Origin of the sequence: Micromonospora sp. NPDC049301 (assembly GCF_040678715.1) — a bacterium.
In the GTDB taxonomy this organism is placed as follows: domain Bacteria; phylum Actinomycetota; class Actinomycetes; order Mycobacteriales; family Micromonosporaceae; genus Micromonospora.
Genome location: NZ_JBFAQO010000001.1, coordinates 1,105,289 through 1,123,213 on the forward strand (window position 1 = coordinate 1,105,289; position 17,925 = coordinate 1,123,213).

The 17,925-nt window shown below is 73.3% G+C and carries 20 protein-coding genes; 10 read left to right on the forward strand and 10 right to left on the reverse strand.

The window, feature by feature from the left end:
- Positions 1 to 10: 10 nt before the first annotated feature.
- Together AB0K07_RS05320 and AB0K07_RS05325 are read left to right on the forward strand one after the other, a co-directional pair.
- Positions 11 to 769, forward strand: coding sequence for a Bax inhibitor-1/YccA family protein (locus tag AB0K07_RS05320; RefSeq protein WP_363751118.1), 759 nt, complete (start codon positions 11 to 13; stop codon positions 767 to 769).
- Between the two features lie 46 nt (positions 770 to 815).
- Positions 816 to 1,136 (forward strand): hypothetical protein, encoded by a 321-nt coding sequence (locus AB0K07_RS05325; protein ID WP_363751120.1) that lies wholly within the window; start codon positions 816 to 818, stop codon positions 1,134 to 1,136.
- Positions 1,137 to 1,138: 2 nt separating this feature from the next.
- Here the strand turns inward: AB0K07_RS05325 and AB0K07_RS05330 are convergent, their stop codons facing one another.
- From AB0K07_RS05330 to AB0K07_RS05340, 3 genes are all read right to left on the reverse strand, one after another.
- Positions 1,139 to 2,401 (reverse strand): acetyl-CoA C-acetyltransferase, encoded by a 1,263-nt coding sequence (locus tag AB0K07_RS05330; protein ID WP_363751122.1) that lies wholly within the window; start codon positions 2,399 to 2,401, stop codon positions 1,139 to 1,141.
- Between the two features lie 78 nt (positions 2,402 to 2,479).
- Entirely contained in the window at positions 2,480 to 3,292 is an 813-nt protein-coding gene (locus AB0K07_RS05335) for an SGNH/GDSL hydrolase family protein (protein ID WP_363751124.1), read from the reverse strand.
- Positions 3,289 to 4,341, reverse strand: coding sequence for an SGNH/GDSL hydrolase family protein (locus AB0K07_RS05340; protein WP_363751126.1), 1,053 nt, complete (start codon positions 4,339 to 4,341; stop codon positions 3,289 to 3,291). The genes AB0K07_RS05335 and AB0K07_RS05340 overlap by 4 nt, the downstream gene beginning before the upstream one ends.
- A 150-nt stretch (positions 4,342 to 4,491) precedes the next feature.
- On the opposite strand from AB0K07_RS05340, the gene AB0K07_RS05345 reads away from it, so the two are divergent.
- The gene (locus AB0K07_RS05345) at positions 4,492 to 4,848 is read left to right on the forward strand and encodes a YkvA family protein (protein ID WP_363751128.1); all 357 of its coding nucleotides are present in this window, start codon (positions 4,492 to 4,494) and stop codon (positions 4,846 to 4,848) included.
- A 72-nt stretch (positions 4,849 to 4,920) separates the two neighbouring features.
- The gene (locus AB0K07_RS05350; protein ID WP_363751129.1) at positions 4,921 to 6,291 is read left to right on the forward strand and encodes a cystathionine beta-synthase; all 1,371 of its coding nucleotides are present in this window, start codon (positions 4,921 to 4,923) and stop codon (positions 6,289 to 6,291) included.
- Positions 6,292 to 6,343: 52 nt separating this feature from the next.
- Here the strand turns inward: AB0K07_RS05350 and AB0K07_RS05355 are convergent, their stop codons facing one another.
- The 5 genes from AB0K07_RS05355 to AB0K07_RS05375 all read right to left on the reverse strand — a co-directional run bounded on the left by AB0K07_RS05355 (position 6,344) and on the right by AB0K07_RS05375 (position 10,363).
- The gene (locus AB0K07_RS05355) at positions 6,344 to 7,300 is read right to left on the reverse strand and encodes a trypsin-like peptidase domain-containing protein (RefSeq protein WP_363751131.1); all 957 of its coding nucleotides are present in this window, start codon (positions 7,298 to 7,300) and stop codon (positions 6,344 to 6,346) included.
- 84 nt (positions 7,301 to 7,384) lie between these two features.
- Positions 7,385 to 7,900, reverse strand: coding sequence for a GNAT family N-acetyltransferase (locus AB0K07_RS05360; protein WP_363751132.1), 516 nt, complete (start codon positions 7,898 to 7,900; stop codon positions 7,385 to 7,387).
- Positions 7,897 to 8,826: a ribonuclease Z gene (locus tag AB0K07_RS05365; protein WP_363751133.1), complete on the reverse strand. Its 930-nt coding sequence runs from the start codon at positions 8,824 to 8,826 to the stop codon at positions 7,897 to 7,899. Before AB0K07_RS05365 ends, AB0K07_RS05360 begins: the two co-directional genes overlap by 4 nt.
- A gap of 366 nt (positions 8,827 to 9,192) precedes the next feature.
- Positions 9,193 to 9,855: a peptide-methionine (S)-S-oxide reductase MsrA gene (gene msrA, locus AB0K07_RS05370; RefSeq protein ID WP_363751134.1), complete on the reverse strand. Its 663-nt coding sequence runs from the start codon at positions 9,853 to 9,855 to the stop codon at positions 9,193 to 9,195.
- A 73-nt stretch (positions 9,856 to 9,928) separates the two neighbouring features.
- Complete coding sequence (locus AB0K07_RS05375) at positions 9,929 to 10,363, reverse strand: HIT family protein (protein WP_363751135.1); 435 nt, start codon at positions 10,361 to 10,363, stop codon at positions 9,929 to 9,931.
- Between the two features lie 68 nt (positions 10,364 to 10,431).
- Here AB0K07_RS05375 and AB0K07_RS05380 point away from each other — a divergent pair, with 68 nt between their 5' ends.
- The 4 genes from AB0K07_RS05380 to ilvA are packed head-to-tail and all read left to right on the forward strand — an operon-like array spanning position 10,432 to position 15,168.
- Positions 10,432 to 11,574: a cystathionine gamma-synthase gene (locus tag AB0K07_RS05380; RefSeq protein ID WP_363751136.1), complete on the forward strand. Its 1,143-nt coding sequence runs from the start codon at positions 10,432 to 10,434 to the stop codon at positions 11,572 to 11,574.
- Between the two features lie 12 nt (positions 11,575 to 11,586).
- Positions 11,587 to 12,996: an amidase gene (locus AB0K07_RS05385; protein WP_363751137.1), complete on the forward strand. Its 1,410-nt coding sequence runs from the start codon at positions 11,587 to 11,589 to the stop codon at positions 12,994 to 12,996.
- A 46-nt stretch (positions 12,997 to 13,042) separates the two neighbouring features.
- The gene (locus AB0K07_RS05390) at positions 13,043 to 13,951 is read left to right on the forward strand and encodes a DUF4328 domain-containing protein (protein WP_363751138.1); all 909 of its coding nucleotides are present in this window, start codon (positions 13,043 to 13,045) and stop codon (positions 13,949 to 13,951) included.
- Entirely contained in the window at positions 13,948 to 15,168 is a 1,221-nt protein-coding gene (ilvA, locus tag AB0K07_RS05395; protein ID WP_363751139.1) for a threonine ammonia-lyase, read from the forward strand. The genes AB0K07_RS05390 and ilvA overlap by 4 nt, the downstream gene beginning before the upstream one ends.
- Positions 15,169 to 15,228: 60 nt before the next feature.
- Here the strand turns inward: ilvA and greA are convergent, their stop codons facing one another.
- Together greA and AB0K07_RS05405 are read right to left on the reverse strand one after the other, a co-directional pair.
- The gene (gene greA, locus AB0K07_RS05400) at positions 15,229 to 15,726 is read right to left on the reverse strand and encodes a transcription elongation factor GreA (RefSeq protein ID WP_363751141.1); all 498 of its coding nucleotides are present in this window, start codon (positions 15,724 to 15,726) and stop codon (positions 15,229 to 15,231) included.
- A 168-nt stretch (positions 15,727 to 15,894) separates the two neighbouring features.
- On the reverse strand, positions 15,895 to 16,335 hold the full coding sequence (locus AB0K07_RS05405) for a DUF4307 domain-containing protein (protein WP_363751143.1): 441 nt from the start codon (positions 16,333 to 16,335) through the stop codon (positions 15,895 to 15,897).
- Between the two features lie 198 nt (positions 16,336 to 16,533).
- Here AB0K07_RS05405 and mca point away from each other — a divergent pair, with 198 nt between their 5' ends.
- Together mca and AB0K07_RS05415 are read left to right on the forward strand one after the other, a co-directional pair.
- The gene (gene mca, locus AB0K07_RS05410; protein WP_363751145.1) at positions 16,534 to 17,415 is read left to right on the forward strand and encodes a mycothiol conjugate amidase Mca; all 882 of its coding nucleotides are present in this window, start codon (positions 16,534 to 16,536) and stop codon (positions 17,413 to 17,415) included.
- 48 nt (positions 17,416 to 17,463) lie between these two features.
- Positions 17,464 to 17,757: a hypothetical protein gene (locus AB0K07_RS05415; RefSeq protein WP_363751147.1), complete on the forward strand. Its 294-nt coding sequence runs from the start codon at positions 17,464 to 17,466 to the stop codon at positions 17,755 to 17,757.
- The last annotated feature ends 168 nt before the right edge of the window (positions 17,758 to 17,925 follow it).

A 17,925-nucleotide genomic window follows, 5' to 3' on the forward strand; every position in this document is an offset into this window, starting at 1 on the left:
GGAGGCGGCGGTGCGCAGCAACAACCCGGTGCTGAACCGGCTGGACGAGACCGGCCGCGTGGAGGCCCGGGTGCTCGGTGCCCGCGACGTCGAGGCGATGACCGTCGACGACGTGGTGGTCCGCACCGTCGGGTTGCTGCTGATCACCGGCGCTGCCGCGGCGGTCTCCTGGGCGGTGGTGCCGCAGGCGGCCTGGCTGCCCGCCGCGCTGGCCGGTAGCGCGCTCGCCTCGATCGCGCTGGTCCTGGTCATCTCGTTGCGCGGGATCACCAATCCGGTGCCGATCGTCGGGTACGCCGTGCTCCAGGGGTTGCTGCTGGGGGTGGCCAGCCGCGCCTTCGAGTCGATCTATCCGGGCATCGTGGTGCAGGCGGTGGCCGGCACCTTCGGCGTCTTCCTCGGCATGGCGGCGCTCTACCGGGCCCGGATCATCCGGGCGACGCCCCGGCTGGCCCGCCTGGTGATCGGCACGCTGCTCGGGATCGCCGTGCTCAGCGTGGTCAACCTGGTGTCGTACCTGGTCTCGGGTCGGCCCGGGCTGGCGGTCTACAGCGTCAGCGGCGAGGTCGGCTGGCTGCCGTACGCCTTCTCGGTCGTGGCCATCATCGCCGGCGCGTTCAGCTTCATCCTCGACTTCGACCTCGTCGAGCGCTCGGTGCGCGACGGCCGACCCCGCCGGTACGCGTGGCTGAGCGCGTTCGGCCTGCTCACCGGGTTGGTCTTCCTCTACTGGCAGCTGCTGCGGCTGCTCAGCTACCTGCGCCGCTGACCGGCCCGACGCCACCCGGCCGGCGCCGGCCGTAGACTCGGCGGCGATGAGCGCAGGGGAGTTGGACAAGGCCGTGCAGTTGCTGGTCCGTCAGGTCGGGCACTGGGAGCAGCCCCGCTGGGCGGCGGTGGCGACCACCGGCAACGTGCCCCGCGCCGACCTGATGCACCGACTGGTGCAGGAGATCGCCAACCTGGCCGCCGACGCCGAGGGCGCACCCCGCCGGGTGGTGCCGCGGCTGGACAACGACCTGGCCCTGCCCGACCAGCTACGGGTGGTCGCGGCGGACCTCGTCGCCGCCGGCCCGGGTGCCGAGGTGCTGGCGCGGGCCGCCGCCGAGGTGACGGCGACCCGCAGCGCGCTCTGAGCTCAGCTCAGCCGCTCGAGCACCATGGCCATGCCCTGGCCGCCGCCGACGCACATGGTCTCCAGACCGATGGTCTTGTCGTGCCACTCGAGCGCGTTGAGCAGGGTGCCGGTGATCCGAGCGCCGGTCATGCCGAACGGGTGGCCGACAGCGATGGCGCCGCCCATCACGTTCAGCTTCTCCTCCGGGATGCCCAGCTGCCGGTAGGAGGGGATGACCTGGGCGGCGAACGCCTCGTTGATCTCGACCAGGTCGACGTCGTCGATGGTCATGCCGGCCCGCCGCAGCGCCTGCCGGGACGCCTCGACCGGACCGAGGCCCATGATCTCCGGCGACAGCGCGGTCACACCGGTGGAGACGATCCGGGCCAGCGGGGTCAGCCCGAGCTCCTCGGCCCGCTGGGCGCTCATGATGACCACGGCGGCGGCGCCGTCGTTGAGCGGGCAGCAGTTGCCGGCGGTGATCCGGCCGTCCGGGCGGAACACCGGCTTCAGGCCGGCCACGCCCTCCAGGGTGACGCCGGCGCGCGGGCCGTCGTCGGTGCTCACCACCGTGCCGTCGGGCGTGGTGACCGGGGTGATCTCCCGGGCCCAGAAGCCGTCGGCGATGGCCTTCTCGGCGAGGTTCTGGCTGCGGACGCCGAACGCGTCCATGTCGGCGCGGGTGACGTCGTACACCTGGGCCAGGTTCTCCGCGGTCTGCCCCATGGTCAGGTAGATGTCCGGCAGCTCGCCGGACTCGCGCGGGTCGGTCCACACGTCGGCGCCGCCCTGCGCGCGGCGCTTCGAGCGCTCACCCGCCGCCGCGAAGCGCGGATTCTCCCAGCCGCCGCCGACCAGCGCCTGCGCCTCGGGGGGCAGCCCGTCGGAGCTGCCCCGGGCGTACCGGGAGACTATCTCGACGCCGGCGGAGACGAAGACGTCGCCCTCGCCGGCGCGGATCGCGTGCATGGCCATCCGGGTGGTCTGCAACGAGGAGGCGCAGTAGCGGGTCAGCGTGGCGCCGGGCACGGTGTCGAGCCCGAGCAGGGTGGCCACCACCCGGGCCATGTTGAAGCCCTGTTCGCCGCCGGGCAGGCCGCACCCGAGGTAGAGGTCGTCGATGGTGGTCGGATCGAGCTGGGGGATCTTGTCCAGGGCCGCCTGGACGATGGTCGCGGCGAGGTCGTCGGAGCGGACGTCGCGCAGGGACCCCTTGTGCGCCCGGCCGATGGGGGAGCGGGCGGTGGCGACGATGACGGCGTCGCGGGACGACTCAATCGGCATGGCCCCACGTTAACCCGCCGGTAACTTGGCGCGGAAGAAGCCGGCCCGGCGGGAAATGTCACGCCCGCCGGGGTCGATCTAGCGTCGGGTGGCCACCGCCGCCGCGGCCGCGACGGCGGGCAGCAGGGCGTGCGCCCACACCCGGTAGCCGTCGGCGGAGGGATGGAAGCCGTCATGGCAGAGCGTCCCCGCGTCGGCCCGGAACACCGGCCCGGTCTCGGTGGCCAGGTCGACCACGGCGCCGCCGGCGTCCAGCACGGCCGTGGTCTGGGCGCGGGCCATCCGCCGCCCGGACCAGCCGACCAGTTGACGCAGCGGAGGCGCGATGGCCCGTACGGCGCCGAGGTCGGGGCACGTGCCCACCACCACCTCGACGCGCGCCTCGCGCAGCCGGTGCACGGCCGCGCCGAGATACGCCGCCGCGTCGGCGGGCCGGCGCAGGCCGGTGGCGTCGTTCGCCCCGATCAGGATCAGCGCCACGTCGGGTCGTTCGCCGAGCAGGGCACGGGCCACCTGGGTCGTCAGGTCCGTCGAGCGGGATCCGGAGACGCCGACGCTGGACAGGTGCACCCGCCGGCCGGTGGGGCCCTCGGCGAGCAGGTTGGCCAACTGCCCGCCAATGGTGTCGTCGAGCCGGTCGACGCCCACGCCCAACGCCGACGAGTCGCCGAGCAGCACCAGCCGCAGCGGCGGTGCGCCGGCCCGGCCGATCGTGGCCCGCAGCGCCAGCCCCAGCTCCGGTTGGGCGTAGCGCCGGTGCCGGGCGACGAACGCCTCGCCGGCCAGGACGGCGGCGCCGCCCACGGTGCCGGCGAGCAGCGAGAGCGCCGCCGCCCGACCCAGGCGGCCCGGGAAACCGGCTGTCACGTCCCGCTCGCTGCGCTCGTTCATGCCAGTCCCTCCACTGTCGAGGTGTCCGCGGCGGACCCGCGCTGCGGCACCGCGCCGACACCGAAGAACGCCCGGCGGCGCAGCTGTGCCCACCGGCCGGCCGGCCCACGGTCGTGGCCCCGGACCTGTGTGCCGCTGACCTCGGTGCCCGCGTGCCGGGCCGCCTCCTGTGCGGCCTCCGGCAGCGACCGTACGCCCTCGCCCGGTGTCGGTGCGACCCGTCGTTCCTGTCCCGCGCCGAGCGCGGAGAGCATCGTCGGCAGCAGCGCGGCGGCGGCAACCGCGTACCCCTCGGCGGAGGGGTGGAACCGGTCCCAGGCGAACATCCGGTGCGGTTCGGCGGCGAAGCGGGGGCCGAGCAGGTCGCCGAGGGAGACCGTCCAACCGCCCGCCTCGACCACCGCCACCGTCTGGGCGGCGGCGAGCTGCCGGCTCCACCGGTGTGCCAGCCAGCGCAGTGGTGGCTGGATCGGGCGGATCGCGCCGAGGTCGGGGCAGGTGCCGACGACCACCTCGCAACCGGCGTCGCGCAGGGTGCGGACCGCCTCGACCAGGTAGCGCACGGCCAGGCCGCGCGGTGTGCGGTTGGTGATGTCGTTGCCGCCGATCAGGATCACCGCGATGTCGGGCTGGCGCTCCAGCGCCGCCTCCACCTGGTGCCGCAGCACTGCCGAGATGGCCCCGACCACCGCGAAACGGTGCAGCCGCACCGGCCGGTGCAGCCGTCGGGACAGGCCGGTGGCGAGCAGCGCGCCGGGCGTCTCCCGGCGGCGGTGCACCCCGTAGCCGGCCGCCGACGAGTCGCCGAGCACGACCATGGTGAGCGGGGTGCCGGGGAACTTCGCGCCGTACACTCCGTCGCAGCGTGGCGGCGGCGCCTCGGCCATCGGGATGGTGCGCCGGGCCTGGCGGGCCTGGCCGAGCAGCACCCCGCCGGTGGCGATCGCGGCCGCCGCGGTGGCGCCCGTCCCGATGGCCGCAAGGCGGGCAACACGCCGGGCCTGCCGCCAGCGCGGATCAACGGGTACGACGGAACCAGCCACCCCCATACCGCGACATTATCTCGCCGGGCCGACACGCCGCTGTCGTCGTGACGGCTCACGGGTGCCTGGAAATCGACGCGACGGGGTACCTGTCCGGGGGAGGCCGGCCGATTTGCGCCGACCCGCCACGCTGATCCGGCGGAGAGGAGCGCGACGATGGGGAAGACACTGAAGCGAAGCGCGGCGTTCACGGCACTGGCCCGGGCACTGGCGGCCGGGGCGCGCGGCGGGCCGTCGCTGGGTGCCCGGTTGGCGGCGTTGCCGCGGATGATCCGGGCCACCGCGCGTGGGGAGTACGACGGCGGCCTCCGGCTGGCCCTGATGACCGCGGCGACGGCGTACATCGTCTCGCCGATCGACCTGCTACCGGAGATCCCACTCGCGATCTTCGGGCTGGCCGACGACGCCGTCATGATCACCTGGCTGGCCGGGAGCGTGCTCGCCGAGACCGACCGCTTCCTGGAGTGGGAGGCCCGTCGGAGCTCCGTCATCCCCGGGGGCCTGGCGCCCTGACGACACGTACCCTGGGCGGCGAGGAAACGTCTGCCGGGCCGCCGTCGCCGGCGCCGCAACGAAGGGCACACCGTGCAGTACTACGACAACGTCGTCGACATGATCGGCAACACCCCGCTGGTACGTCTGCGTAACGTCACCGAGGGCATCCAGGCCACCGTGCTCGCCAAGGTCGAGTACGTCAACCCGGGCGGCTCGGTGAAGGACCGGATCGCGCTGCGGATGGTGGAGGACGCGGAGGCCGCCGGCCTGCTCAAGCCCGGCGGCACCATCGTCGAGCCGACCAGCGGCAACACCGGCGTCGGGCTGGCCCTGGTGGCCCAGCTCAAGGGCTACCGCTGCGTCTTCGTCTGCCCCGACAAGGTCAGCCAGGACAAGCAGGACGTGCTCCGGGCGTACGGCGCCGAGGTGGTGGTCTGCCCGACCGCCGTCGCCCCGGAGGACCCGCGCTCGTACTACAACGTCTCCGACCGGCTGACCCGGGAGATCCCCGGCGCCTGGAAGCCCAACCAGTACAGCAACCCGGCCAACCCGCGCTCGCACTACGAGACGACCGGCCCGGAGCTGTGGAAGCAGACCGACGGCCGGCTCACCCACTTCGTGGCGGGCGTCGGCACCGGCGGCACCATCTCCGGCATCGGCCGCTACCTCAAGGAGGCCTCCGAGGGCCGGGTGCGGATCGTCGGGGCCGACCCGGAGGGCTCGGTCTACTCCGGCGGCACCGGACGGCCGTACCTGGTGGAGGGCGTCGGCGAGGACTTCTGGCCGGAGACGTACGACCGGGGCGTCGCCGACGAGATCGTCGAGGTCTCCGACAAGGCGTCCTTCGAGATGACCCGGCGGCTGGCCCGCGAGGAGGGGCTGCTGGTCGGCGGCTCCTGCGGGATGGCGGTCGTCGCCGCGCTGGAGGTGGCCCGCCGGGCCGGCCCGGACGACGTGGTGGTCGTGCTGCTGCCGGACGGCGGCCGGGGCTACCTGTCCAAGATCTTCAACGACTCGTGGATGGCCCGGTACGGCTTCCTCGACAACTCCGGCACCGAGCCGACGGTGGCCGACGCGCTGGCGAGCAAGCCGGGCGGGCTGCCGGAGCTGGTGCACGTCCACCCGACGGAGACGGTCCGCGACGCGATCGACTACATGCGCGAGTACGGCGTCTCGCAGCTGCCGGTGCTCAAGGCCGAGCCGCCGGTGGTGACCGGCGAGGTGGCCGGTTCCATCGCCGAGCGGGACCTGCTCGACGCGCTCTTCACCGGCCAGGCCCACCTGCACGACACGATCGAGCGGCACATGGGCGATCCGCTGCCGATGATCGGTGGTGGCCAGCCGGTCAGCGAGGCCGTCGGCCTGCTGGAGAAGTCCGACGCCGCGCTGGTCCTCGTCGACGGCAAGCCCAAGGGCGTCCTCACCCGCCAGGACCTCCTCGCCCACCTCGGCGCCCGCTGAGCACCCCCTCGTTGACGCTTCCGGCCGTCGGGCGCCCCGACGGCCGGAAGTGTCAGGCGCGCAGCTCGGTCGGGACCGCGACGACGTCGACGAACGCGCCCTTGCGCAGCACCGTCACCGGCAGCCGGGCGCCGATGGCCGGGCCGAGCATCAACCGTTGCAACCCCTGACCGTCGGCCACCGCTCGTCCGCCGGCGTTGAGGATGATGTCGCCCAGGTAGAGACCGGCCAATCCGGCCGGGCTGCCCGGTACGACCTCCACCACCCGCAGCCCGCGCCGCTGACCGGTACGCGCCGTCACCTCCGGTGGCAGTGGCACGGGTACGCCGGCCACACCGAGCCAGGCGCGGCGGACGCGGCCGGCGGTGGTCAGCTCGGCGATGATCTGGCGGGTGGTCGCGTTGATCGGCACGGCGAGGCCCAACCCGTAGCCGGCGACCGCCGTGTTCACGCCGACCACCCGGCCGGTCGAGTCGGCGAGCGCGCCACCGGAGTTGCCGGGGTTCAGCGCCGCGTCGGTCTGGATCACGTCCTCGATGAGGCGGGTGACCCGCCCGTCGCGGGCGGGTAGCGAACGGCCCAGTCCGGAGACCACGCCGGCGGTGACGGATCCGGCCAGGCCCATCGGGTTGCCGACGGCCACCACCAACTGGCCGATCCGCAGCCCGTCGGCGTCGCCCAGCTCCACCGGGGGCACGGTGGCCTCCTCGACCCGCAGCACGGCGAGGTCGGAGAGTGGATCGGTGCCGACCACCCGGAACGGGGTTTCGGTGCCGTCGCCGAACGCCGCCGAGCCGCCGGCGGCGCCCTGCACCACGTGTGCGCTGGTCAGCAGCAGACCGTCGCTGCCCACCGTGACCGCGGAGCCGGCGCCGGCACCGCGCGCGGTCCGCACCGACAGCGCGGCCACGCTGGGCAGCACCCGGGCCGCCACGGTCGTGACCACCCGGGAGTACGCGTCCAGCGCGGCCTCCTCGGCCGGGTCGGACCTGGTGTGATCGGTGTCCATGCCCGCCCCAACGCCGCCGCACGCCCCGGCATGCCCCGATCCGCCGAGAGCGAACATCGACCGGCGGCGTGTCGGAAGGGGGGGCTACACCGCCAGCGCGCGGCTGTAGCGGAGTTGGGGGGTGAGGGCGGTGCCGATGTGCTCCTCGCGTTCCGCGCCGGTGGGGGTCCAGCCGCCGCGCTCGTAGAAGGCGCGGGCGTGCGTGTTGTCCCGCAGCACCCAGAGCGCCGCCCGCCTCCAGCCCCGGGCCCGCATGGCGTCCAGCGCGTCCACCATCAGCGTCCGGCCGGTGCCCCGGCCCTGCTCGGCCGGGTCCAGGTGGATCGCGTTGAGCAGCCCGGTCGCCGGGTCGTCCTCGTCGTCCGGGCCCAGGTGGCTGAACCCGACCAGCGTCCCGGCGCGCTCCGCCACGGTCAGCCGGTGGGTGTCCCGTTCCCAGCTCCACCGCTCGCTCCAGTACCGACCCATCGCCTCCGGCGTCGGGTCGGCCAGCGCCTCGGCCGGCAGGAAGGAGGAGTACGTGGCGACCCGGGAGCGCTGGTGCAGGGCGCCCACCGCCATCAGGTCGCCTTCGGTCGCGGGGCGGAGCGTGACGGTCACCCGGCCGAGGCTACCCGGCGTGGTGGGAGCTGCACGGTGATCAGATCCTCGGCGATGATCAGATCGCCGTCGAAGTGCGCGCGCGCCTCGTCGTGGAACCGGCGCGGGTCCGGGTAGCGCTGGGAGAAGTGGGTGAGCACCAGTCGGCGTACCTCGGACTCGGTCGCCACCCGGGCGGCCTGCGCCGCGGTCAGGTGGCCGACCTCGGCGGCGAGCGCGGCCTCCGACTCCAGGAAGGTCGACTCGATCACCAGCAGATCGGCGTGCTCGGCGAGGGCGTAGACCCCGTCGCAGAGGCCGGTGTCCATCACGAACGCGAACCGTTGCCCCGGCCGGGGCACGCTCACCTCGTCCCGGGTGACGCGGCGCCCGTCGAGGTCCAGGTGCCCGACCCGGATCAGCTCGCCGACGGCCGGCCCGGCGATGCCGTACGCGGCCAGCTTCTCCGGCAGCATCCGGCAGCCGTCCGGCTCGACCAGCCGGTAGCCGTACGTCTCGATGGGGTGCCGCAGCCGGCGCGCCTCCAGCGTGCCGCAGCCCAGGGTGATCCGCTGGCCGTCGGCCTCGATCGGCTCGACGCGCAGCTCGGCGGTCTCGTGGAAGGAGGTGGCGTGCCGCAGCCGGGCGAAGTATTCGGCGCCGCCGGCCGGGAAGTGCACGGCGACCGGGTGCGCCACCCGGTCCAGGGAGAGCCGCTGGATGGTGCCGGGCAGGCCGAGGCAGTGGTCGCCGTGGAAGTGGGTGACGCAGATCCGGGTCAGGTCGGTGGCGGTGACCGTGGTGTGCAGGAGCTGGCGCTGGCTGCCCTCGCCCGGGTCGAAGAGGATCACCTCGTCGTCCCAGCGCAGCACGTACCCGTTGTGGTTGCGCTGGCGGGTCGGGGCCTGGCTGGCCGTACCGAGCACCACCAGCTCGCGCATGGACATCGCCACTCCCGCGGATATGGAGCGACCCCCGGGGCGCTCCGCGCTCGCGCGCGGGCCGGCTGGACTTGGCCGGCACCCCGGGGGTCGGGTGGCTGTCGTGGATTCGCCGCACCGCTGCCACACGGTCTCGACGATGGTGCTGGTGCCCGCCTCGCGGCGGACCGATCACTGTCGAGGACAGCGGCTAGCTGACAGCCACCTCACGAGTCCGATTGCTATACAAGTCTGGACCACCTCCTTTCACGTGTACCGCCACGCTATCGAGTCCTCGCCGGGCTCGGCAACGGATTTCGATCACAGGGCCGGACGGGAATGCCCGGCCGCCTCTCGGCGGCCGGGCATCGTGGTCCTACGGGGCGGCGGCGGTCAGCCGGAGGTACGCGCCACACCGACCGGGCAGCTCAGCCCGTTCGGCCCGTGGTTGCAGTACCCGTTCGGGTTCTTCGTCGGCGCCAGGTACTGCTGGTGGTAGTCCTCGGCGAAGTAGTAGCTGCCGAGCGGGGCGATCTCCGTGGTGATCTCACCCTTGCCGGCCCGCGTCACGATCGGCTGGAACGCGTCCCGGGACGACTCCGCGATGGCCCGCTGCTCGTCGGTGGTCGTGTAGATCGCCGACCGGTACTGGGTGCCCACGTCGTTGCCCTGGCGCATGCCCTGGGTCGGGTCGTGGTTCTCCCAGAAGACCTTCAGCAGGTCCTCATAAGTGATCTTGGTCGGGTCGTAGACCACCTGGACGACCTCGGCGTGCCCGGTGCGGCCGGTGCACGTCTCCTCGTACGTCGGGTTCTTGGTGATGCCACCCGCGTAGCCGGCGGACGTGGTGTACACGCCGGGCAGCGTCCAGAACAGCCGCTCGGCGCCCCAGAAGCAGCCCATACCGAACACGGCGACCTGAAAGCCCTCCGGGAACGGGCCCTTCAGCGGGGTCCCCAGCACCTCGTGCCGGTCGGCGACCGGCATGGCGATCGGGCGGCCCGGCAGGGCCTGGTCGGGGGTGGGCAGCTCAGCCTTGGACTGGCGAAGGAACACGGTGGAACTCCTCTCGTACCTCTGCCGCATGCAACGCCGGCGGGCCCAGGTTCCTTACCCGCCCAGGCTGGAGTCAGGCAGACGGTCGGGACGGGCGCGGCAGCGCGGCGGACACCCGGGCCGCGATGTCTTCGGCGTCCTGGTCGCTGGGGTAGCGGGTACGCGGCCAGAAGAACCCGCGCAGCCCGTCCCCCCTGGTCCGGGGAACGACGTGGGTGTGCAGGTGCGGCACCGACTGGGACACCTTGTTGTTCATCGCCACGAACGTCCCACCGGCCCCCAGACCGGTCTCCACCGCAACCGCGAGCCGCTGAACCAGCGCGAAGTAGCCCGGCAGCAGGTCGGCGGGCAGTTCGGCCAGGGTCACCAGGTGGACCCGGGGCACCACCAGCACGTGCCCGGCGAAGACCGGCCGGGTGTCCAGGAACGCCACCCCGTCCGGCTCGTCGGCAACCCGGAACGCCGGCACCTCGCCGGCCACGATCCCGCAGAACACGCACCCGCTCATCGGCCCAGGCTAATGGCGGCTGCCCGGCCCCGCCCCGCGGCGCCGGGCGGGGCACTAGCCTCACCAGAATGAACCACGGCTTCGAGACTCTCGCCATTCACGCCGGTCAGGACCCTGAGGCCCGCACCGGCGCGGTCATTCCACCGATCTACCAGACCAGCACGTACGCCCAGGACGCCGTCGGCGCGCCCCGGCTCGGCTACGAGTACAGCCGCTCCGGCAACCCGACCCGCGACGCGCTCCAGGAGTGCCTGGCCGCGCTCGAGGGCGGGCCGGTGGGGCTCGCCTTCGCCAGCGGCCTGGCGGCCGAGGACACCCTGCTGCGGGCGGTCTGCCAGCCGGGTGACCACGTGGTGATCCCGGACGACGCGTACGGCGGCACGTACCGGCTCTTCGCCCGGGTCGCCCAGCGGTGGGGTCTGGAGTTCACCCCGGCCAGGGTCTCCGACCCGGCCGCGGTCCGGGCCGCCGTGCAGCCGGGGCGTACGAAGATCGTCTGGGTGGAGACGCCGACCAACCCGCTGCTCGGCATCGCCGACATCGCCGCCCTGGCCGGTGTGGCGCACGACGCGGGCGCACTGCTGGTGGTCGACAACACGTTCGCCTCGCCGTACCTGCAGCAGCCGATCGCCCACGGCGCGGACGTGGTGGTGCACTCCACCACCAAGTACATCGGTGGGCACTCCGATGTGGTGGGTGGCGCGCTCGTCGTGGCCGACGCCGCGCTCGGCGAGGAACTGCGCTACCACCAGAACGCGATGGGCGCGATCAACGGGCCGTTCGACGCCTGGCTCACCCTGCGGGGCATCAAGACCCTCGGGGTGCGGATGGACCGGCACTGCGACAACGCCGAGCGGCTCGCCGGATACCTCGACGGGCACGCCAAGGTGGCCCAGGTGATCTACCCCGGGCTGCCCTCGCACCCCGGTCACGAGGTTGCCGCCAAGCAGATGCGCCGGTTCGGCGGCATGATCTCCTTCCGGGCGGCCGGCGGCGAGGACCACGCGGTGGAGATCTGCAACCGGGCCAAGCTCTTCGTGCTCGCCGAGTCGCTGGGCGGGGTGGAATCCCTGATCGAGCACCCGGGCCGGATGACACACGCAAGTGCTGCCGGCTCGCCGCTTGAAGTTCCCGGCGATCTCGTGCGACTGTCTGTCGGCATCGAGACGGTCGACGACCTGCTCGCCGATCTGGAGCAGGCACTGGGCTGACCGCTGGGGAGGATGGCCGTGCAGGACATCATGGCGACCTGGGTCGGAGCGACCGCCAAGCAGATCGCCCGGGGCGTACGCAGGGGCGACGTCTCGGCCACCCAGGTCGTCGCCGACCATCTCGAATACATCGCGCGGGCCGACGCCGAGCTGGCCGCGTTCCGCGCCGTGCGCGGTGGCGAGGCGATCACCGAGGCGGAGAAGGTCGACGAGCAGGAGGACCTGGCCAACCTGCCGCTGGCCGGGGTGCCGGTGGCGGTCAAGGAGAACACTCCGGTCGCCGGCCTGCCCACCTGGAACGGGTCGGCGGCGGTGCGTACCGAGGTGGCGGAGGCCGACCACGAGGTGGTGCGCCGGCTGCGCGGCGCCGGCGCGGTGATCCTCGGCGTCACCCGGATGCCCGAGCTGGGGCTGTGGGCACTGACCGACGACTCCAGCGCGGTGACCCGCAATCCGTGGGACAGCGGGCGTACCCCCGGCGGCTCCTCCGGCGGCGCCGCCGCCGCGGTGGCCGCCGGGCTGGTGCCGATCGCGCACGGCAACGACGGCCTCGGCTCGATCCGGATCCCGGCGGCCTGCTGTGGCCTGGTCGGGCTCAAGCCCGGCCGGGGCGTGGTCCCCTGCCAGCTCGGCGCGGAGGACTGGTTCGGCCTCACCGAGCACGGCATGCTGACCAGCACCGTCGCCGACGCGGCGGTCGGTTTCTCGGTGCTCGCCGGTCGGCGCCCGGAGAAGCTGGTCCCGCCGCAGCGACTGCGGGTGGGCGTCTCGCTGCGCTCCCCGGTGCGTGGCGTCTCGCCGGACGCGCCCAACCGCGACGCGGTCGCCACCGCCGGCCGGCTGCTCGCCGCAGCCGGGCACGACACCGTGCCGGCCGACCCGGTCTATCCCACCGCGCTCGGGCTACAGGGCATCGCCACCTGGTTCGCCGCCGCTGCCGCCGACGTCCGGGCCGCCGGGCTGGCCCGGCGTGACCTGCAACGGCGCAGCCGACGGCACGTCGCGCTGGGGGAGTGGGCGCAGCGCCGCGGCTACGTCCGGGAGGCCGACCGGGCCGCCTGGCGGCAGCGGTCGATCGACTTCTTCACCGACCACTCGGTCGACCTGCTGCTCACCCCGGCGCTGGCCAGCGCGCCGCCGGAGGCCGCCCGCTGGTCCGAGCGGTCCTGGCGGGCGAACATGACGGCGAACATCCGGTACGCCCCGTACGCGGCGCCGTGGAACATCGCCGGTCTGCCGGCGATCGTGGTGCCGGTGGGCCGCCGTCCGGACGGCCTGCCGGTCGCCGTGCAGCTGGTCGGTCCGCCCGGCTCGGAGCTGCTGCTGCTCGGCGTGGCCGGCCAGTTCGAGATGGCCGCACCCTGGTCGCGCCACGCCCCCGGCTACCCCCGGGTCGGAACGGGGTCACCGACCACCGCATGATCGTCTACGGTGTGCGCGCATCGTCGCGCGAACCCGGGGGACACCAGTGCGCTGCCAGACCTGCGGGGACGCCACGTCCCCCGAACACAACGAGTGCGAGCGCTGCCACACGCCGCTCGGCCAGCCCGCCGTCACTCCGGGGCTGCCCACCTACTCCGTACGCGGCATCGGCCTGGCCGCCGGCATCGCGGTCGGCGCGACCGCTGTGCTGTACCTCGTAGCGGCACTCGCTCCGCTGGTGGGGTTGGTGATGGCCCGGCAGGCCCGGGCCGACGGCGACCCGGATCTGCTGGTCGCCGCGGTGCTCATCGAGGCGCTGTTGGCGCTGCCGATGGTGGCCGCGTACCTCACCGCCGCCGTGCTGGTGATCATCTGGACGTGGCGGGCGCGGAAGAACATCGAGGCGTTCCCCGGTGCGCTGCCGACGCTCGGGGCAGGCTGGGCGATCGCCGGCTGGCTGGTGCCGTTCGCGAACTTCGTGGTGCCGGCCCGGGTGGTGGCCAACGTGGCCCGGGACAGCCTCTGGCGGCGGTTCACGCCGGACCTGGTGTACGTCTGGTGGGCCGCCTGGTTGGTGTTCAGCGTCGGCGAGCGGCTGGCCGGTCGCCTCGACAGCCGGGCGTACGACAAGCTGCCGGTGAGCCCCTCCACCGACGCCGACTACCAGGCGTACGTCGACTACTACCCGGACTCCCTGCTCCGCAACGCCGTGCCCGCGGTGGCGTGTGTGATCGCCGCCGTGGCGCTGATCGTGCTGGTCCGGCGGATCTCCACGATGCAGGAGGCGCGGATCGCCCGGGGGATGCCGGCCTGGCCGACGGCCGCCCAGGGCTGGCCGGTGTCGCCGGCTCTCGGCGTGCCGATGCCGGGCGGACCCGTGCCGGCCGTCGTGTCCCCGACGACCCCGGTGTCGCCGCAGGAGGCGCCGGGGTCGGGTGGCACGATCGGGGCATGACGGAACTGGTCGGCCTCGACGACGTGCGGGCCGCGCGCGAACTGCTCGCCGGCGTCACCCGGACGACCCCGCTGGAGCCCTCCCGGCCGTTGAGCGCGGCACTGGGCGGGCCGACCTGGCTGAAGTGCGAGAACGTGCAGCGGGCCGGCTCGTACAAGGTGCGCGGGGCGTACGTGCGGATCTCCCGGCTCTCGGCGGCGGAACGGGAGCGCGGCGTGGTCGCGGCGAGCGCCGGCAACCACGCGCAGGGTGTCGCGCTGGCCGCCGGCCTGGTCGGTACGCACGCCACGGTCTTCATGCCGGTCAACGCGCCGCTGCCGAAGGTGGCCGCCACCAAGGGGTACGGCGCGCAGGTCGAACTGGCCGGCAACACGGTCGACGAGGCGCTGGTCGCCGCGCACACGTACGCCGAGCGCACCGGCGCGGTGCTGATCCACCCGTTCGACCACCCGGATGTGATCGCCGGCCAGGGCACGGTGGCGCTGGAGATCCTGGAACAGTGCCCGGACGTGCGGACCATCATCACCGGGGTGGGCGGCGGCGGTCTCATCTCCGGCATGGCGGTGGCCGCCAAGGCGCTGCGACCCGACGTCCGCATCATCGGTGTCCAGGCGGCCGGCGCGGCGGCCTTCCCGCCCTCACTGGTGGCCGGGGAGCCGGTCCGGTTGCCCACCTTCTCCACCATCGCGGACGGCATCGCGGTCGGCCGGCCGGGAGAGATCACCTTCAGCCACGTCCGCAAGCTGGTCGACGAGATCGTCACCGTCTCCGAGGAGGACATCTCCCGGGCCCTGCTGATGCTGCTGGAGCGGGGCAAGCAGGTGGTCGAGCCGGCCGGCGCGGTGGGCGTGGCCGCTCTGCTGGCCGGTGTGGTGCAGGTGGAGACCCCGGTGGTCGCGGTGCTCTCCGGCGGCAACATCGACCCGCTGCTGATGCTGCGGGTGATCGAGCACGGGCTGGCCGCCGCGGGTCGCTACCTGCGGGTGACGGTGCGCTGCTCCGACCGGCCCGGGCAGCTCGCGTCGCTGCTCAGCCAGATCGCCGAGCACCGGGCCAACGTGGTCGACGTGGAGCACCAGCGGGCCAACCCGCACCTGAGCCTCGGCGAGGTGGAGGTGGCGCTGTCGGTGGAGACCCGGGGGGTGGAGCACTCGGACACGCTGATCAGCGCACTGCGGGCCAGCGGTTACCAGGTGGTCTTCGCCGGCGAGGCGTGACACCGGCGGGTGCCACGCCTCGCCGGCTTACGCCTCAGCGGGTGGTGCGGCCGGTGGCGATCAGCCGGAGAACGGCTCGAAGCTGACCACTGTCACCTTGATGTCGGCGCCGCTCGGCGCCGTGTAGGTGCAGGTCTGCCCGGGCCGACCGCCCAGGATCGCCTTGCCGAGCGCCGACTCGGGGCTGTAGACCGTCAGGTCGGTGGTGGACGCGATCTCCCGGGAGCCGAGCAGGAAGGTCTCGGTGTCCTCGGTGTCGTCGTCGAAGTAGATCGTCACCACCATGCCGGGCGACACCGCGTCCGTCGTCGGCGCCTCGCCGACCTTGGCGGTGCGCAGGAGCTCCTGGAGGTAGCGGATGCGGCCCTCGGCCTTGCCCTGCTCCTCGCGGGCGGCGTGGTAGCCGCCGTTCTCCCGCAGGTCGCCCTCCTCGCGGCGGGCGTTGATCTCCGCGGCGATCGCCGGGCGGTTGGCGATGTGCTCGTCGAGCTCGGCCTGGAGGCGGTCGTACGCGTCCTGGGACAGCCAGGTGGCGGGCGCCTCGTTGCCAGTGGACACAGGCGGTCTCCTCAGATGTGCGTGGCTGGCTGACAGGTGAACTACCAAGTTACCAGTGCGGTACGACACAGGGTGTCGGCGATCACCGCTGGTGTCCGTATCCGACACCAAGGGTGGATGCCCCCACGGGCCCGCGGTGGTTGCCCGCCGCGTCGCTGTCCCGGCTGCTCAGGCCGCGGCCCGGCAGCGCACCACCTCGCCGATGAACGGCCGCGCGGTGGTGGCCAGCCGGTGCCGCGTGGTGATGTGCCGGTCGCCGCTCCCGGCGGTCACGGTGACCTCCTCGCGGGCCACCTCGGCGCCGGCGCGGTCGCGGGCGCGCAGCACGCAGACCGCCGATCCGCCCGGCGGGACGGTCACCCGGAAGTCGACCAGCACCTGATTGTCCGTGATGTCGGTATAGGTGATCACCTGGGCGTCGTAGACGGGATCGCCATACTGCCGGTAGAGACGGAACGAGATCAGTGTCAGCGCTCCCAGGAGCACCAGCAGCACCAGCGCGGCCGACAGGGTGCGGCGGCGCCCTCCGCCGGTCGCGCGACGGCGACCGTAGCGGCCGGCCGGGAAAACCGGCGCGCCCGGTGAAATTGTGGCGTGCGTCTCGGTCACCGGCGGGTATCTCCTGGCGTTGTTGTCGGCGGCATCAGCAAGAATGACAGGGTCCATCCTCCCAGCCCGGCTCAGCGGCGGGAATGGCAGGTGGCCCCCCGCGGTGCCGTTCGGCGAGCGGGTGCGCAGGATTCCCGGCAGGTCAGCCGGTCGAGCCCGGTCGGGTCCACCGTCCGGCACAGACGAGGAGCGCCGACGTTGGCAGAGCAACTGCGTCTCATGGCCGTTCATGCCCATCCGGATGACGAGTCGAGCAAGGGCGCGGCGACCACGGCGAAATACGTCGCCGAGGGTGTGGACGTGCTGGTCGTGACGTGCACCGGCGGCGAGCGCGGCAGCGTGCTCAACCCCAAGCTCGACCGGCCCGACGTGTGGGCCAACATCGCCGAGATCCGGCGCGGCGAGATGGACGCCGCCCGGGCGATCCTCGGCGTCGAGCAGGCCTGGCTCGGCTTCGTCGACTCCGGGCTGCCCGAGGGCGACCCGCTGCCGCCGCTGCCCGAGGGCTGCTTCGCCCTCCAGGACGTCGAGGTGGCCGCCGGCCCGCTGGTGCGGCTGATGCGCGAGTTCCGTCCGCACGTGGTCACCACGTACGACGAAGAGGGCGGCTACCCGCACCCCGACCACATCATGTGCCACAAGGTGAGCGTTGCCGCCTTCGAGGCGGCCGGCGACCCGGAGCGCTACCCGGAGCTGGGCGCCCCGTGGCAGCCCCTGAAGCTCTACTACGACATCGGCTTCTCCAAGGCCAAGATCATGGCTCTGCACGAGGGCATGCTCGCCGCCGGCCTGGAGTCGCCCTACAAGGAGTGGCTCGAGCGCTGGGAGGATCGACCGGACAAGGGTCCCCGGATCACCACCCGGGTGGAGTGCGCCGAATACTTCCCGGTCCGCGACGACGCGCTCCGCGCCCACGCCACCCAGGTCGACCCGGACGGCTTCTGGTTCCACGTGCCAATGGAGCTCCAGCAGCGCGCCTGGCCGACGGAGGACTACGAGCTGGCCCGTTCGGTGGTGGACAGCCCGATGCCGGAGTCCGATCTCTTCGCCGGGGTGCGGGAGACGGCGCACGCGCGCTGATTCCGCGCGGGGCTACCCTGGTAACCAACCGCACATCGGAGGAACGCCATGCTGACCACTGCCCAGGTGCTCGCGGAGAACAACTTCGGGGACACCCGCACGGGTGGCCTGGCCGGTCCGATGGGCCTCTTCCTCATCCTGCTGCTGGCCACCGCGACCATCCTGCTGATCCGCAACATGAACGCCCGGCTGCGCCGGCTGCCCGACCGGTTCCCGCAGCAGACGCGGCCGACCGACCCGAGCAAGGCCGAAGCGTCAGTCGCCGATCCGACAGACGGGGCCGACGGGCGTGATTCCTCCCCGCCCGCTCCCAATGGGCACCAGCAGCACCGGAACGGGTAGTCCGCGCATGATTCACGCCGAACCGGGTGGTCGCCCCCTGTTGCGACCACCCGGTTTGGCTTAGCCTTCCGCCGGGGGGACCAAAAGTCCCCGAGCCGTGCGCGGGAGGGGGCGCCGATGACCGTCACAGCACCGGCCGCCCGCCGTACCGTCGTCGGTCGGTCGGCT

Coding starts and splice junctions, on each gene's coding strand:
- AB0K07_RS05375 (WP_363751135.1), bottom strand. CDS start 10,363: ATGAGCGGGTGCGTGTTCTGCGGGATCGTGGCCGGCGAGGTGCCGGCG.
- AB0K07_RS05385 (WP_363751137.1), top strand. CDS start 11,587: ATGGCCGTGCAGGACATCATGGCGACCTGGGTCGGAGCGACCGCCAAG.
- AB0K07_RS05340 (WP_363751126.1), bottom strand. CDS start 4,341: ATGGGGGTGGCTGGTTCCGTCGTACCCGTTGATCCGCGCTGGCGGCAG.
- AB0K07_RS05345 (WP_363751128.1), top strand. CDS start 4,492: ATGGGGAAGACACTGAAGCGAAGCGCGGCGTTCACGGCACTGGCCCGG.
- ilvA (WP_363751139.1), top strand. CDS start 13,948: ATGACGGAACTGGTCGGCCTCGACGACGTGCGGGCCGCGCGCGAACTG.
- AB0K07_RS05380 (WP_363751136.1), top strand. CDS start 10,432: ATGAACCACGGCTTCGAGACTCTCGCCATTCACGCCGGTCAGGACCCT.
- AB0K07_RS05355 (WP_363751131.1), bottom strand. CDS start 7,300: ATGGACACCGATCACACCAGGTCCGACCCGGCCGAGGAGGCCGCGCTG.
- AB0K07_RS05330 (WP_363751122.1), bottom strand. CDS start 2,401: ATGCCGATTGAGTCGTCCCGCGACGCCGTCATCGTCGCCACCGCCCGC.
- AB0K07_RS05325 (WP_363751120.1), top strand. CDS start 816: ATGAGCGCAGGGGAGTTGGACAAGGCCGTGCAGTTGCTGGTCCGTCAG.
- AB0K07_RS05365 (WP_363751133.1), bottom strand. CDS start 8,826: ATGTCCATGCGCGAGCTGGTGGTGCTCGGTACGGCCAGCCAGGCCCCG.
- AB0K07_RS05335 (WP_363751124.1), bottom strand. CDS start 3,292: ATGAACGAGCGCAGCGAGCGGGACGTGACAGCCGGTTTCCCGGGCCGC.
- AB0K07_RS05415 (WP_363751147.1), top strand. CDS start 17,464: ATGCTGACCACTGCCCAGGTGCTCGCGGAGAACAACTTCGGGGACACC.